This is a genomic window from Richelia intracellularis HH01 (assembly GCF_000350105.1).
GTDB lineage: Bacteria > Cyanobacteriota > Cyanobacteriia > Cyanobacteriales > Nostocaceae > Richelia > Richelia intracellularis.
Genome location: NZ_CAIY01000029.1, coordinates 1 through 16,902, shown reverse-complemented (window position 1 = coordinate 16,902; position 16,902 = coordinate 1). Strand labels below are relative to the sequence as shown.

At 33.2% G+C, this 16,902-nt stretch carries 8 protein-coding genes and 1 pseudogene; 4 read left to right on the top strand and 5 right to left on the bottom strand.

Translation table 11 applies throughout. The annotated features are described in order from the left end of the window. Positions 1-632: 632 nt before the first annotated feature. Both larC and RINTHH_RS03290 read right to left on the bottom strand, forming a co-directional pair. A pseudogene (gene larC / locus RINTHH_RS10965) lies at positions 633-1,828 on the bottom strand (nickel pincer cofactor biosynthesis protein LarC). 1,882 nt (positions 1,829-3,710) lie between these two features. Continuing rightward, positions 3,711-5,474 (bottom strand): N-acetylmuramoyl-L-alanine amidase, encoded by a 1,764-nt coding sequence (locus RINTHH_RS03290; RefSeq protein WP_008232849.1) that lies wholly within the window; start codon positions 5,472-5,474, stop codon positions 3,711-3,713. 151 nt (positions 5,475-5,625) lie between these two features. Between RINTHH_RS03290 and RINTHH_RS03285 the strand changes: the two genes are divergently transcribed. The 3 genes from RINTHH_RS03285 (at position 5,626) to RINTHH_RS03275 (ending at position 9,483) form a co-directional block, all read left to right on the top strand. Next, entirely contained in the window at positions 5,626-7,263 is a 1,638-nt protein-coding gene (locus tag RINTHH_RS03285) for a CTP synthase (protein ID WP_044304511.1), read from the top strand. 602 nt (positions 7,264-7,865) lie between these two features. Continuing rightward, on the top strand, positions 7,866-8,384 hold the full coding sequence (locus RINTHH_RS10100) for a hypothetical protein (protein WP_008232844.1): 519 nt from the start codon (positions 7,866-7,868) through the stop codon (positions 8,382-8,384). A gap of 745 nt (positions 8,385-9,129) precedes the next feature. After that, positions 9,130-9,483, top strand: a complete 354-nt coding sequence (locus tag RINTHH_RS03275) for a hypothetical protein (protein WP_044304510.1) — start codon at positions 9,130-9,132, stop codon at positions 9,481-9,483. Positions 9,484-10,762: 1,279 nt separating this feature from the next. Here RINTHH_RS03275 and RINTHH_RS03270 read toward each other — a convergent pair. Next, the gene (locus tag RINTHH_RS03270; RefSeq protein WP_044304508.1) at positions 10,763-12,373 is read right to left on the bottom strand and encodes a glycoside hydrolase family 3 protein; all 1,611 of its coding nucleotides are present in this window, start codon (positions 12,371-12,373) and stop codon (positions 10,763-10,765) included. Between the two features lie 1,266 nt (positions 12,374-13,639). On the opposite strand from RINTHH_RS03270, the gene RINTHH_RS03265 reads away from it, so the two are divergent. Beyond that, a complete protein-coding gene (locus RINTHH_RS03265; RefSeq protein ID WP_008232842.1) occupies positions 13,640-15,274 on the top strand; it encodes an alpha-D-glucose phosphate-specific phosphoglucomutase in 1,635 nt (544 codons plus the stop codon). A 457-nt stretch (positions 15,275-15,731) separates the two neighbouring features. On the opposite strand, the gene rbfA is transcribed toward RINTHH_RS03265, so the two are convergent. Both rbfA and RINTHH_RS03255 read right to left on the bottom strand, forming a co-directional pair. Further along, entirely contained in the window at positions 15,732-16,139 is a 408-nt protein-coding gene (gene rbfA / locus RINTHH_RS03260) for a 30S ribosome-binding factor RbfA (protein ID WP_008232841.1), read from the bottom strand. A 67-nt stretch (positions 16,140-16,206) separates the two neighbouring features. Further along, a complete protein-coding gene (locus RINTHH_RS03255; RefSeq protein ID WP_044304506.1) occupies positions 16,207-16,416 on the bottom strand; it encodes a DUF751 family protein in 210 nt (69 codons plus the stop codon). Positions 16,417-16,902 lie beyond the last annotated feature (486 nt).

Genomic DNA, 16,902 nt, shown 5'->3' with positions numbered 1-16,902 from the left:
AAACCTAATTCTCCTAATAAGGGAATAATAGGATAATGTCTTAAATTTGTGGGGTTATTCAACAAAAGGTTCTGTAGCGATTTTGTTAGTTTTGCTTTGTATATTACCACTTAGAAGGTAATTGAAAAATAAGTGATTTATATCAGTCAATATAATTAACAAATTGACGACTTCAACCATAAAGAAAGTAGAACTTCTAGACAACATAGTAAATTGAGATACCAAAATTACAACTAACTATTAAGGCTGTTGCTACCATTAGTGGTGGCTCTGGTAATAAACCTGGAATAGCAATACTTAAGGAAATATCAGTCACTTGAGTACAAAATTATCTGATCATATTAGTGCTAAATATTTCCAAGTAAGTATTTGGCAATATTCGTTCTTAAATATATATGAATGAAATAAATGATATGTTATAGATTGATATAAATATTTAATAATCTAGGTTCATGCTCATACAGCCTAAATATTTGCTAACAAGCTAATAATAGCAGCAATAATTAGAATTAACCAGTCAGTACTATCAACTTCAATAACCTCAACTTAATTTTAACTATAAAAAATAGGGTTATCCCTAAAATCAAACAGAGTAAAGCTTTTCTGGCTCATGGCAATTAGTGATTTGCTCATTAGTTTTGTTCTAAATACCAATGATGTAGTGCCAGCATCCATATTTCTTTCAAAGCAAGACTATTTTGACGGGCAAGTTTTGCACAGTCTTCATATTCCGGTTGGATATTTATAATATCTTTTGATTCTTTTTCCCCTTGCCATGCTAATTTTATCCGCACAGTACCATACTTCGTTTTCACATCTTGAGTTTCCCTCCGTAATACAACACGTTGTTGAGTGAAACGACGAATACCTAAAGTTGTGGTTTCCCGAAATAAAATCTGCTCACATTTACAAACATCTTCTGGATAGCAGATAACAGTTAACAAGCATCCTGGACGAGATTTTTTCATACCTATTTGCTGAGTAAAGACATCCACTGCACCTACAGCAAATAATGCTTCGAACACATAACCAACAACTTGGGGATTTAAATCATCAAGTTGTGTTTCCAGAATAGATATATTTTCCAGATGATTGCCAGTAGCCTTTGGAGAAATTTCGGAAACTTCCCCCAGCCATAGTTGCAAAATATTGGAGATTTGCAAATCAAATTGGCCTGTACCCAGGCCAATTTGACTAATTGTCATTCTTGGTGGTTCACCAAACTCAACAGCTAAGGTCATAGCGAGTGCAGCTCCTGTGGGTGTGACCAATTCTTTAGCTATACCATTACTATATATTGGACAACCCCGCATCTCCCAAAGCTTTAATACTGCTGGTACAGGTACACTAATAATTCCATGGGCACTTTTGATCATCCCCCCCCCGTTGGTAAGGGTGAACAATAAAGCATAGGTAAGCCTTGCAGATTGCTACTAATTCCCAGAAAATCTAACCCCACACAAGTACCTACAATATCTACTATGGCATCCACAGCGCCAATTTCGTGGAAGTATACCTTTTCTGGGGAAATACCATGGACAGCACCTTCAGCAATTGCTAAATTTTGAAAAACTTTTAAACTCCAATCTTTAGCCCTTGGTGGTAAGTCTGCTTGGAGAATCATCTGCTTAATTTCGGGTAGATGTCTGCTAGAATGTGGCCCTCGGTGGTTATGGGCAATTTCCACATGGGCTTGAGTAGCTTGTTGCCCCTTACGCATAACTAACTCAGCCCACAGGTTATATTCTGCTGCTATTCCCAAATTGTTCAACTTATTAATTAAATATGTTATGGGAACTCCAGAACTGATAATTGCCCCCAAACACATATCACCTGAAATACCTGTTGGACATTGGAGATAAGCTGCTTTAATCATAGATATTAATTAATGAACTTACAAAGTTGCAATACCAGTTTGACTTCAGACCTTTTTTGATAGTATAAGGCGTTAGAGTAAGACTTATAAAAAACTGAGGAAGGATGATTTACTGATTACCCATTTCTAATGTATTAAGTACTACCATGTGTAACATACCAAAATTAATTATATTTGTGCTTGGACATTTCCTTAAGTATACTTTCTAAATCTATTGGGTAATATACATATGTTCTACTATGAATATAAATACTTTTATAATGTGATATTGAAAAATGCTAATATCCCTTCTGGCATATCATTTATCAATGAAATGATATGGAAAGCAATGTTTTCTTAACGTCAGTTTTTTAGTCAGGATAGATATTTAAGCTTATGAATTACAATAATATTGCTAGTACATGGCCAGGAATATTTAAGATATCTTATCCTAGAAATTATTTTAGGATAAATACAAATTGACGGCAAAATACAATGATTTAGAGATAAGGTAATCGAGGCTCAAATATATCAGCTTCTATTTTTTACTGTAGTAGGTGGTATTTTTTATTATTGAAAATTTTAATATAAGATTAGATTACTTAACTCTATCATTTTTAATGACAACAATCATATCAAAAGCTTTAATATAAATTAAACCTTAATGAATAGCATAGTCTTCTATCACTTTGAACTTACATTCTATCTAAATCATAATTGTCCTAATTTATATTCATATTCCTAACTATTTTTACATTCTAATAGTTGAGTATAGATGTAGACCAAAAACTAGTTTCTTCTTGTAAATATTTAAAATGCTATCTTCATTATTCATCTAAATATAAACTATCAATAATATAATGACTCACTTCTAAGTGATGTAGTCAAGAATTAATAATTAACTGCTATACTAATGAGATTAGACTACAAATTATTGTGAACAATTATTAGAATTAGTATAGTGCATTCGTAATAATACATAAGCCCAAGTAGGTTAGTATATCAAGAGAAATTATATTTTTCTTTTATATTAGTTGTCTATGTAATATTAGTTCGACCTCAAATATTGATATACAATATTTCTCACTAATCTGATAGTATATATCTATACTATTGAATAATGTTAATTATACATAAAATTCCCCAGAAATTCTCTAGGGAATAAAGTTTATTTCTATTTTAATGTGTATCTTCTGTGCAAGACCGTACTATTGATAATAACAAAACTAATAAATTTTATTGCCAAAATGGCAATAAAATTTTTGCTAGTGACAATTATTTAATTTCCGTATTATCGAAATGATCTTCACTAATTATCTAGTATTAAAAATACAATTATAATAATCCTACAGTTTTAGCAACTTGATGCTGCTAAATATAATAACTAATACTAATGCATGAAAATATTAATGCTTATATATTAAAACCTAAAATAAGTTCAAAGATACTAGATGCTTGTTTCGTGATAGATTTTATTTTTAATCAATTGGTTGTCAAATAAAGATAAAAACATAAATACATCTATTGTATGGTAAGTATATATTTATTTACTATTAATTCTTCATAGTTTATCTTGATATTAATTCGGATATTATTAGACTATCTAGGCCTCTCGCTACCTTGAATTTATCTACTTTTATTTTAGCTATATCAATTATAATTATCCTTTCTCTTAGCCATTTTATGGTGTTTTCATTCTCAATATTGCTCCTATGTATTCTACCTTCAGTTATTTAAATGTTCCATATGCTTAGTTGCAGAAGGCAGACATTTTTTTAAAACCTATAATATTTGTTGAAGTATGTCAATTTCATCATGAACTTAACACCTACAATTCTAGAGGAAGTAAGTATTCTCACCGTGTAAGGGAATCCTTAAACCATTTAATAATTCCATCTGCCAAAACTTTTACTAATTTCTTTTGTTCCTTCTCATTAGTTATCCACTCAAATTCATCTGGATTAATGATAAACCCCAATTCCAGCAATATACTTGGTGCTATTGCCGGGCGGGTAAGGGCAAGGTTTCCCCAAAATACCCCATAGGAAGGACGCTTAAGTTTTTTTACCAAGTAGTTTTGGAGAAACATAGCTAAACTGTGAGCTTGGGGATGATACCAAAATGTACCTATACCCTTAGTCTTTTCAGCATTACCTGTATCGGGAAGGGCATTATAATGGATAGAAAGAGAAATTGCAGGTTTTTCTTGGGTAATTATTAACTGACGATTAGCCAAAGATACGTTTTTATCTTCTTCCCTTGTCATTACGACAATAGCACCTCGTCTTACCAATTCTTGGCGTAGTAGTTTGGAAACCACCAGATTTACATCCTTTTCTTGATAACCAGTGGGTCCAACTGCTCCAGACTCATGACCTCCATGGCCAGGGTCAAGGAGAATCTTAATCCCAGATAAAGGTCTGTAACGGCTGCGTTCGAGTTTTGAAGGATGACGCATAGTTAAAACTAGACTTTTACCAATATATCTAAGCTTATAACCCCACTGTTGATCTGTTTTTAAGGTAAAAGTATATTGTAATTTTTTGGGATTAACTTGCCGCCAGTCCAGACGGGAAATCAAAGGGTCATTATCAGTGCGAATGGTGTCTGTCTGGGCAGTAGCATTGTAGAGGGTGAGAATGAAAGTTTTATTACCTTGTTGGACATCGATAGGGACAGGAGAATCTAGAAGAAAAGTAATTTCTGTCGTCTGGGAAATTTGTTTATAACCCACGCCACGAATTATTGATTGGGGTTGGATAACATTAGATACGATTCGGGTTTCCTTACTATTAATCCAAGCACCATAGTCTAATCGCAGCCATTTCCCTTCTTTTCCACTAATGACTGCTTGTGTTCCTTGGGGTAGGGGTGTAAGCCTGGAATAACTGGTATTAGGGCCCGTACGTGTCAATCCCATATTTGCTGTGATTTCAGCTACTTCTACTTGTTTTGGGGAAAGGATTTGCACCCTACCTACGCCTTCTTGAGTCAATGTCTGCCCTGCTTGTGTAAGTTTAAATAGGGGCTTTCCAAAATCACCAGGACTATCTAGTGTTTTACAACCCTGGTATTTAGTAATATTATCTCGGATTTTGGGCTGATTCTGTCCTGTTAAAGCAACAATATGACTGGGTAGTTGTACGTGTTGTATTTGAGGTAACAGGGGTATATTGACATTTCCTAATTGTACAATTGCGTTAGCATTTGGGGTTGCAATTGCACCAAAACAGATTATTTCACCTGGCATCCTCGCAATATCTGATTTTGGGAACAACGAATTTTTAGCGAAGGCTAAGCTCTCTGGAATTATGGATTGGTTTGTATTCCTAGTTACTTTTATTTTGATCTTTTGATTCTGATAGCTTATCTTAAAAAGATTCTCTCCTAGTTTTAGGGGAAAACTAGGGGCAAAATGACCAGACTTACTGCGGATAACAACTTGACCATTGATAAATACATTTCCTGATGATGGGGCTGTCCCAATGAAAAATACTTTTTCTGCTTTAGTTTGATAATTGTTACGGGGATAGACCACTAATAATGATTTTTCCTGAGCAGAAGCAAGGGAAGTAGGAAAGGTTGCACTTAGACCAAGTAATCCCAAAAACTGTATCACGTCAAAATAGTTTCCACTAGTTTACAAAATATCATTAGTTTAATTGCCAACTATTAATTTTTTTTGAAAATATACTTATTAACTGACCACATTGACTATGAGAAAATCTCAGAATGTATTTATTTTGTAAGTGATTGAAATATTAAATATCATGACTAAGTTTGTTTTTGTTACAGGTGGTGTAGTTTCTAGTATTGGTAAAGGTATTGTAGCAGCTAGTTTGGGACGTTTACTCAAATCGCGGGATTATTCTGTATCCATTCTCAAACTCGACCCTTATATTAATATTGACCCAGGAACAATGAGTCCTTTTCAGCACGGGGAAGTTTTTGTAACTAGGGATGGTGCAGAAACTGATTTAGATTTAGGGCATTATGAGCGTTTCACCGATACTTACATGTCCCGGTTAAACAGCGTCACTACTGGTTCTATTTATCAAACGGTTATCAATAAAGAGCGTCGTGGCGACTATGAAGGGGGTACAGTACAGGTAATTCCTCACATCACCAACGAAATTAAGGCAAGAATACACAGGGTTGCTAGAAGTACTAATCCAGATGTAGTGATTACGGAAATCGGTGGGACTGTAGGGGATATTGAATCACTTCCTTTTCTAGAAGCTATACGTCAGTTTCGCAAGGATGTGGGAAAACAGAATGTCTTGTATATGCATGTTACTTTGTTACCTTGGATTGCTTCTGCTGGAGAAATGAAAACCAAGCCTACCCAACACTCTGTCAAAGAGTTGCGTTCAATTGGCATTCAGCCTGACATTATAGTATGCCGTTGCGATCAACCTTTAACGATGAATTTGAAACAAAAATTGTCAGAATTTTGCGATGTTTCTCCTGAATGTGTAATTACCTCACCCGATGCTAAGAGCATTTATGAGGTTCCATTAATTTTAGAGCGGGAAGGTTTAGCAGAACAGACCTTAGGATTGTTAAACATGGAACAATCTCATCCCAATTTAAAACAGTGGCAAACCCTAGTTGATAGACTATATACTCCCAAACACCATATTGAGGTTGCTATTGTGGGTAAGTATGTACGTTTAAGTGATGCTTATCTGTCCGTTGTTGAAGCACTAAATCATGCTGCAATCCCCACTCATGGAGGTCTACATTTACGATGGGTAGACTCGGAAAAATTGGAAACAGAGCCAGCAGAACAATACCTGGAAGGAGTGGATGGTATAGTTGTCCCTGGAGGTTTCGGTATTCGTGGGGTTGATGGTAAAATTTCCGCTATCAATTATGCTCGTAACCAACAAATCCCTTTTTTAGGATTATGCTTAGGAATGCAGTGTTGTGTAATTGAATGGGCAAGAAATGTTGCTGGGCTAAGGGATGCCCATAGTGCGGAATTTGAAATCTATACAAACAATGCGGTTATTAATCTTCTTCCAGAACAGCAAGATGTAGTTGATTTGGGCGGTACTATGCGTTTGGGATTATATCCCTGTCGTATCTCCACTAACACCTTAGCATATAAACTCTATCAAAATGAAGTAATTTATGAGCGTCATCGCCATCGGTACGAATTTAACAATGCGTACCGCAATATGTTACTAGATTCTGGTTATGTAATTAGTGGTACATCTCCTGATGGGCGGCTAGTAGAAATTGTTGAACTACCAAATCATCCCTTCTTTTTAGCTTGCCAATTCCATCCAGAATTTCAATCCCGCCCTAGTGCTTCCCATCCTATATTTACAGGATTTATAGCAGCTGTAATTGCTGGAGAATATAATGGCGATAATGTATATAAATCTATTAAAACATACTAAAATCTTGGACTAGTTTTCAGGAACAGACAAACTAGTAACTTTCGCGAAGATAGCTTAGTCAGGAAACTGAATTACACAAGATATTTAATATGATAAGTATATATAGCTATCAATCAACTGATGCCTTGAGTAAAAATTTCCTTTATTTTTTTGTGACTACCAAATAAACTATATCACTGACATAGTTTGGAGGATAATACCATTACTGTAATACTTAAATAAGTTTGTAAGTTTTATTGATGAATGGAATATTTGACTTTGAGTTTAAATGTAGATACCTAGATTATAGAAACAATAAATATTTTAAGGCTTTTGTAAAATGGCATAATTATAAAAATTTTCATGTATAAAGCTGACAAATGCTGAACTAAACTTGTGATAGTTGAAGTAAAAAAATTTAACCTGTATATACTATGTAATTCGGTTAAGTTTCATTCACTCTTTAAGAAATTTAAACAATAGTGATTGATTTAGAGATATACAAAGAATATTTGTGAACGAGACTGAATATAATTCCATTAATGTAATGGACAAATCATTGCAGTATAGTGAAACTGCGAGTGGTTTTTACACTCGTAAATAAAATATAGGGGTAACAAAAAATGTTTAAGAGACTTTTTGGTGGTGGTAATAACAATTTCTATTTAGAACTAAAAGAAGATAAGTCCCAAACATTATCTCAATCTACCAGCATTATTGATAATAATATTCCAGAATCTTTAGAAACTGGACATGAGGAAGAATCTGTCAAAGTAGAGCAATCGCTCCTAGAGATTAGTAAACCAGCATTAAAAGCCAAGGCAGATTCTGGTACAACTAGAAAAAAGACTTTTAGAAAACAGAAGGTAATTAGTGAAGGAACCCCAGTAAATAATTCAGCAAGCACTTCTGGGCTTTCTCCCACACCCGTAATTGCTATTAAAACCACATTAGAAAATACAGGCCCGAAAACCTTTGCACCTAAATATTTGATTCCTAATTGTACAAATGCTCGACGTCGTCCTGGCCCCAATATGAATGCCTTTCTAGAAATGGCAAGCCAAGTGAGAATCACCCCATCAAAAACCATTCAAGCAAAAACTATCTCATCAACACCCCAAACAGGTTTATCATCCAAATAGATCTTATACTAAGTTTTGGGATTCAAATAATCCTAAATCGTAATTAGTGAGAGCTTACAATCCCCACAGAAGAATTGATATATCATTATTTTTTATTGTCTCTAGTTTTATTTATCAATTCCTCGGCCAAATTATTTGATAATCCTTGCAAACATAAAATTACTTCATGGCAAGGATTTTCCAGTAATTAACCAATAAGTGCATTTTGCACCGTGAGTAAAGTCAGACTTTTGGAGTTAGATACATCTTGATTGAATATTGCCTAGTAGGTATGACATTTACAAGTGTTGAACTTAAGGTAAATTTTACCGGTTCAATTGCTTTATGAATCAATTTGTTGTAATTACTGAGTAAGATGAGCAATATTAATTAAATAATTGAAATATATTTACATCTGCTTAGATTCTAAAATTAAAAGTAAATAGGACAGTACTTTTGTTCTAATAAGCAAATTAAGCTCTAATGATTCTATTGTTGAAGTTAAGCCTCATCTGTATTATTTTCTACTAGCTTAATATGTGCTCGAAATTTGTTGTTTTCCCATATGTTTCCGGACTTTTTGCCATCCCTTATTCACAGAAGAGCGGTCTTAACTGAGTATATTTTTGATAGATGTTTGTTTCCCCTGTTTAAATTGTGTTTATCAAGCTGATCATAATATCTTGGTAATAAAATGTGACAGATTGATATATTATGAGTCAGGTACAGGTGTTAATTATCAATTCAAAAATAAACCCTCCAGCTCATGTCTTCACATCATTTAACGTTGAATTTATTAGAAGGCTCTGTTTCTTTCAATTTTTCATCAACAGCAGCCCAAGAGCTAAAAGCGGAAATTAATTTGCTAATAGAAAGTTTAAAGACTGTCACTAATCACCAAGGTTTGGGTAAAGCAAAATCTGTTCCCCAGAATGTCATGGACTACCAACATATAGGAGAAGTTTTTCTAGAAATCTTTTGCAACCCAAATATTTGGCCTACACCCTTTGCTGCTAAAGTTTTAATCACAATCCATGATAAAAATATTCGCTTAACAACGGAAGCAGAATTAACTAGAATAATTGAAGATATTAATCAATATTTGGAAATGTGTATTTAGCCCAAGTAGAATGCAATTTTAACTAATTACTAAAATCACAGGCCTAATATTAAAAGTTAGAACTAGTTTATTAGTAATTTATTTACCCAAAAATAAAGAAGTATTTCTGTCATATAGTTCAAGATAAATAATTATTGTCATATTAGGTAAATAAACATAAATATAGAACAGGAATATTTTCCAAAAAATATTCTGATAATCATCATATCTTAAATATAAGCATAGGGAAATAGTAGCAAACATCGGTAAAATACATATTTTATAAGTTAAAGCAGTTAAGATAAATATGAGAATTACTTATAATAGTTAATAAGAATGCTCGATTATTTATGATAGGCATAATGCAGTTCTGTATAATATAGAAAATAATAAGAAATTAGCTATTATGATTATCGAAGCTAGAGTTCACATAATTGAATTTATGGTAACTATAAAATACATATTTTGATATAAATATGCTTACTGGTTATAAATTTATGATTATAAATTTGCTATCATACCCACACTAGTTATTCTCCCAGTTTTTTCTATGAAATCAATATTTAAATCACATAATAAAATTATGTAGCACTTTAGATTAACATTGGATGCATACTTGATCACCTACTAATAAGTATTATTTAGAATTGCATTGGACTTTTTATTGATAGCTAAAAATTACTATTTTTGCATTCCGGATTATTTGATCCTTATATTACCTTAAAATAAAATAAATCAATTATAGAAGCAGTATTCATTCTTATTATTCTTACTGGTGAGTTCACAGATAAATAGATATTTTAAAACATACTGAAAAAGCCCTTCAGGAACAAACAGATTGATATCTCTTTATCATTTCAGCAGATATAACTGTCTTCATGCATAGGCTCATAAACTATATTTTATTTGTAGTGATATTACTAATATCAAGTTATCAGATCATCTCTAATTTTAATTTAGGTGTTTCTCCTATAAATTTTAACCAAATTGGTAGTTATTTAACTAGAATCTATTTTTAGATGTTCTGTATCATATCAGTTTTTTGACATGGTTCAGATAACTTCAAAGATATTTCAGGTAATACTTACTGAAAAAAGATAAATCAAGTATTAGGATTTTTATATTAGCTTATCTTTAAAATTCTTATTTGTTAATTTAGTAACAGCTTAGACTAAATTAAAATACTTGCATTATAAATACTTAAGTCTATATATTCACCCCATTAGAAAATTATGTAATTTTAACTGCTAAATTAAAAAAAATACTTATGATGATATATAAAAGTTAAGAACCAAATAAGTTAAGAACCAAATAAATAGAGTAAGGCTACCTCTTGAGCTATGGGCATTTGTCCATATGAAAAAACGCCCGGGGTATTTACATTCATTAATGGTATAAACTGTCTCCACACGTAAGGGCTACCATATACAACAAAAGCCTGAAGACCTTTGTTTGTTAATACTCCTTTTAGAAAGTCGATTGCGGTTTCATTGAAACTAGCACTTCCATTAAAAGGATTGCCTCGGATAAATAGTTGTAGAAGTGTTGGAAAATCACCTTGTAAGTTGATTGTTTGGAAGTACTCATGATCACATATTTGTGTGTGATATCCCATCTTTTCTGGTAAGTCAACTGCTGGAGCCATATGGTTAATATGTGGACATTTTAGGGGATTATCAACCACAATTAGGTTACGAAGTTCAGTAAATGTTTTGTTAGAGGGAAAATTATTAGCTGGTGTTGAGTTTATGAATTTAGTTGGGGATAGATTTAGGGAAATATTGGTGATTAGACTGTGTTGCACTATTTCCTTGACAGTCATCCGAGCTTCTGGAGTTCCAACTAGTTGAGTGGAAGAAATAACATCCATTCGATTTTGGGCTGTTTTCTCTTTAGCCCGCCAAATACGTTCTACAGACTCCCTAATTTGTAATGGTGTGATTCTTCCATTTTCCACAGCCTTACAGATAGCATTTATTGCCCCTTCTGGATCGACAGTCATTAATAAAATATCAGCTCCAGCTTCTACGGCCATTACTGGGGCTTCATTAGGCTCATAATAGTTAGTAATTGCTCCCATAACTAGGGCATCTGTGGTAATTAAGCCAGAAAAGCCCAATTCCTGACGTAATTTACCCGTCAAAATCTTGTGTGAGAGGGTAGCAGGAAATCGATCATCCCAACTAGGGATCAAAAGATGGGCAGCCATCACCATATCTGCACCACTATCGATTGCTGCTAGGAAAGGAGGTAATTCCACTTCAGCTAAATGACTTTCAGAGTGACTTATTTTTGGTAGTTCTAAATGGGAATCAACCTCTGTGTCCCCATGACCAGGGAAATGCTTGGCTGTGGTAAGTATGGGATATTTGTTGACACCACGAATAAAAGCACAGGCTAATTCCTTTACTTCATCTGTTGTTTCCCCAAAAGCGCGGACATTAATTACCGGGTTATTGGGATTGTTATTCACATCCACCACCGGAGCAAGCACCCAATTAATCCCAATACCTAAAGCTTCTTGAGCCGTAAAAATCCCCATTTGTTCGGCATAATAAACCCCCAGCTTTGAATTTTGGCGAAAAATAGCACTTAATGCCATTGGTGGTGGGAACCATGTCGCACCACTAAAACGTTGTCCTACACCTTCTTCAATATCAGCTGCCATTAATAACGGTATCTTTGCTCTACTTTGCAACTGTGAAGTTCTAATTGCTATCTCTCCTGCACTAGCTCCTACAAAAATTATTCCCCCAATTCCTAAATTTTGTACCCAATTGATTAACTTTGCTGTTGATGTCTCCCAATCAGGATATTGAATTTGATGGTCGAAAAGGTAACCAGAAGCGCGGACAACCAACATTTGTGCTACCTGTTGAGTTAGAGAAAGTTTATCTATATTGGGTAACATAGTAACCTTAGTTAAAGTTATAAATATTTGTATTTATGATCACATATACAATACATAATCCGAAAATAAATTCTAGGTTGCACTAATTACAGTGTATTTAGTTGCAAAAGTTTAAGATTAGGTCATCATACATGTAACTACTATATTCCTTTGGTTCGTGTTATTTTAAACAGATGATTTGTAGTCTCTTCTATCATCTAGTCTATAAATTTACCAGTATTAATTATTTTTCAATTTATGCAGTGCCTTAACAATAAATGACTTATGTTAATAAAATATACTTGAAAATTCATGGCACCATAATTAAGTGCATGTGAACAGAAATACATATTAAAATGTATTACCAAAGAGTGAATAATAGAGAAATAAATAATATGGGAGTCTTGTAATTATTATCTAAATATGGAATGAGTTAAATTATTAAGGTGATGAGAAAAGACAGTAAATGTACTTTGGATATTTTATATTGGCTGGAATACTTCGTGATTTTAGCCTAAAACCTCAAATAGATATAGTAGATAAGGTAATTTGAAGTAATGATTAATTTCTGGTATCACTGTATCTGTAAAATACTTCATTAGGAAATAGTTTATAGATTTAAACAAAAATGGAGATAGTAATCCAAAATATCAGTAATCAATAATTTAAACAAATAATGAAAATTAAAAATCTTAATCAACTTAATTTATGTAGATAAAATAGATATGTATCATCGATAATAAAAATATTATTATCATTATGGCAAGGCAGCTATTTGCAATTAATCTGAAATATAGAAGTATTATTACAATTAACAATGTGACTTCTTGATATTACATGAACAACATATAAATAAAGCCACTAAATTTTAAGAGGCAATAATCTAAGATTGGAATGATTCAATAGTGGGATAAACTCTGAAAATTTTTGTCATAACGCTCATCTGACTATTTAAAGTGTACCTTGATTTCAATTAGTAATGCCGTATTGATAGGCAAAAAATTTATTTTTATCCCTCTATCATGATAAGTTTTAATAGTTAAAAAATGAAAAATTATCTAAATATTCTGGGAAGTAACTCAGTAGTTAGTAATTCCTATATAATGGTTAAGGCTATTAATAGAATTTGGAAGTAAGATTCTTACTTCCCTGAGAGAGCCTTTCTGTAAAATAATTCACTTTTAAAATATCCTCTTACTTCTACGATTTTCTCACAGTATTTTTTTATATAGTAAAAATTTTCGTTATAGAGTTGACATTTTCTTACTTTGCCTGGGGATCTTTGTTATGTTCGTGAAAAGAATATCTACACAACCATTTGCAGACCAAAAACCCGGTACATCGGGATTACGCAAGCATGTTAAAGTTTTTCAGCAGCCTAATTATTTGGAGAATTTTGTCCAGTCTTTATTCAATAGCATCGAAGGTTATCAGGGAAAAATCCTAGTTGTTGGTGGTGATGGTCGCTACTACAACCGCCAAGCCATTCAAATTATCTTGAGAATGGCTGCTGCTAATGGATTTGGTAAGGTATTAGTTGGTAAAGGAGGTATCTTATCTACTCCTGCTGTATCCTGTATCATTCGTAAAATTAAGGCTTTTGGGGGTATAATTCTTTCTGCTAGTCATAATCCAGGTGGTCCTGATAAAGATTTTGGCATTAAATATAATATTAGCAATGGTGGTCCAGCACCAGAAAAAGTAACAAATGCAATTTATATTCAGACAGGAAAGATAACTAGCTATAAGATCATTGATACAGAAGATATTAATTTAGACAAACCGGCAGTTCTGCAATTGGGTTCAATGAAAGTAGAAGTAATAAACCCAGTAGCAGATTATGCTGATATGATGGAATCCCTGTTTGATTTTGACCTCATTCGTAAGTTTATTTCTGGGGAAAACTTCCAAATGTGCATAGATTCTATGAATGCTGTAACCGGACCCTATGCTATTGATATCTTTGAGAACAGATTAGGTGCACCTATTGGAACTGTTAAAAATGGAACCCCTTTGGAAGATTTTGGTGGTGGACACCCAGATCCAAATTTAGTTTATGCCCGTGAATTAGTAAGTATTTTATATGGGGATAAAGCACCAAATTTTGGTGCAGCTTCTGATGGAGATGGAGATCGTAATATGATTTTAGGACGTAGGTTTTTTGTTACCCCCAGTGATAGTCTTGCCATTCTTGCAGCTAATGCTAATTTGGTCCCTGGTTATAGTTCTGGTTTAGTTGGGGTCGCACGTTCTATGCCCACTAGCCAAGCTGTTGATAGGGTAGCAGCAAAACTAGGGATAGATTGTTATGAGACTCCCACTGGTTGGAAATTTTTTGGTAATCTTTTAGATGCTGGCAAAGCCAATCTATGTGGTGAGGAAAGTTTTGGTACAGGTTCTATGCATGTTAGGGAGAAGGATGGCTTATGGGCAGTTTTGTTCTGGTTAAATATACTAGCTGTAAAAATGAAATCCGTAGAAGAAATTGTTCAAGAACATTGGTACATCTACGGACGTAATTACTATTCTCGTCACGATTATGAAGAGGTAGATTTAGAACAAGCTAACATCCTAATAGAGAATCTGCGTTCTTTAGTACCAATTATTACGGGTAAACAGTTTGGTAAGTATCAGGTAAATTATGCAGATGATTTTAGTTATACTGATCCTGTAGATGGAATAATCAGCAATAAACAAGGCATCCGCATTAATTTTACTGATGGTTCAAGGATTGTCTTCCGCCTTTCTGGGACGGGGACTAAAGGAGCAACCCTGAGAATTTATATAGAAAGTTATGAACCAAATATTAAAAGGCAAAATATGGACCCTCAAAAGGCCTTGGAGGACTTGATCACTTTGAGTAATGAAATAGCCCTAGTCCGTCAATTCACAGGACGAGAAAAACCGACTGTAATCACCTAACTTTATATTCAGACTAAATTTGGCATTTAAATAGACTCACCTACAAATAATTAGGATTTTAAATATAGATATAAAAAAGTTGTTAATTACTTAATTAGGCTTAATGATAATTGTTTTGATACATTCTATCGATGTTAAACAACTTATCTACTCAACTAAATTATTCAAAACATTGTATTCATATCATCATTTTGTAATATCTGCTTAAGATAATTGTAGTGAATACTATTCCAATTGTTATGAGTAAGTTCTCTTAATTAATCGAGTTAATATAAACATTTTTACCTGGTAATTTTATAGCAATATTAAGTCAGTCTAATGTTTATTACTGTTAGATATTCCTAACCACAAAATATTTAGTTATTAGACTAGGGAGAACTAGGCTTCTCCCCATACTTTACTCTGTGGGAAGATAAAACTTAAGTATTTAATGGAATAATACTTAAGATAATAGAGATTACTCCTCGCTAAAATCTTCTTGTTCTGGGTTGTAAGAATTTTCTGAGAGCAATCGCTGATTTTGGAGTTGATTTAACAAAGATAAAACTTTAGTTCCCCTTTCAATAGAATGATCTTCAATAAACATGACCTCTGGAGTTCGGCGCAAACGTACCCTAGCACCCAGTTCGCTGCGGACAAACCCAGTTGCCGACTTTAAACCTGCCATTGTTTCTGCTTTTGCTTCATCCGTGCCATAAATGCTGACATAAATTTTGGCGTGTTGCAGATCGCCTGAAACGTCTACATTAGTAACACTAACCATACCTATGCCAACTCGGTCATCTTTAATACTACTTAGTAGCATTTGGCTAACTTCCCGTTTAATTAGTTCTGCAACCCGGGAAATACGGCGATTTGTAGCCATAATGATCTTACTCCTAACAGAGGTATGTACAACATAAAGAAATATAAGAATTTCCGGGAAAAACCCTTCAGATAATTGTACTCAATCCCAGCATGGCTCGAAGTGTTAAAATTAAAAATACAAAACCACCAGCTAACAATCCCAAAATAACAATCACAGTTACTGGACTCTTTGCCAAAGAGCCTAGCGATGCAGGCGCAGTCAAAATTACACCCAACATTGTCGTTACAAAGTAGCGAATGTAGCGCACTACATTATCCCAGAATCCATCAAGCATGATTTTAATAGTCTTTAAGAATATAAGAAAGCTATACAAACATTTTCATTAATTTATATAATTATAATCCATATGTAGATAAATAACTAATACCAAATGATACATCATCATACTAACAGTCTGAGTTGCTATTTATTGTGTTCTATAAGTTCATTCATTTCCTATAAACAGTTACTTTCCAAACTAGTAGCTAATTTATTAGCTTATAGAATTAACTATAGCTATAGCTATAGCTATAAATCCAGCTAAAATATGGTTTGCCAACAGATAATAGTTATTAGTTAAATTTTCTAAGAAACTGAAAATTAATTCTATGATTATTATCATTGACTATAGTATAACTGTAGAAAAAATAGCAAAATATAATGCTGATACTTAAAGGTATAAATATTCATAATATTTACATGTAATCAGTTAAACATGTATAAACTTAACAATAATCACAGGTTAAAAGCAATAATGAATTAATGCTCTACATTTTAACAT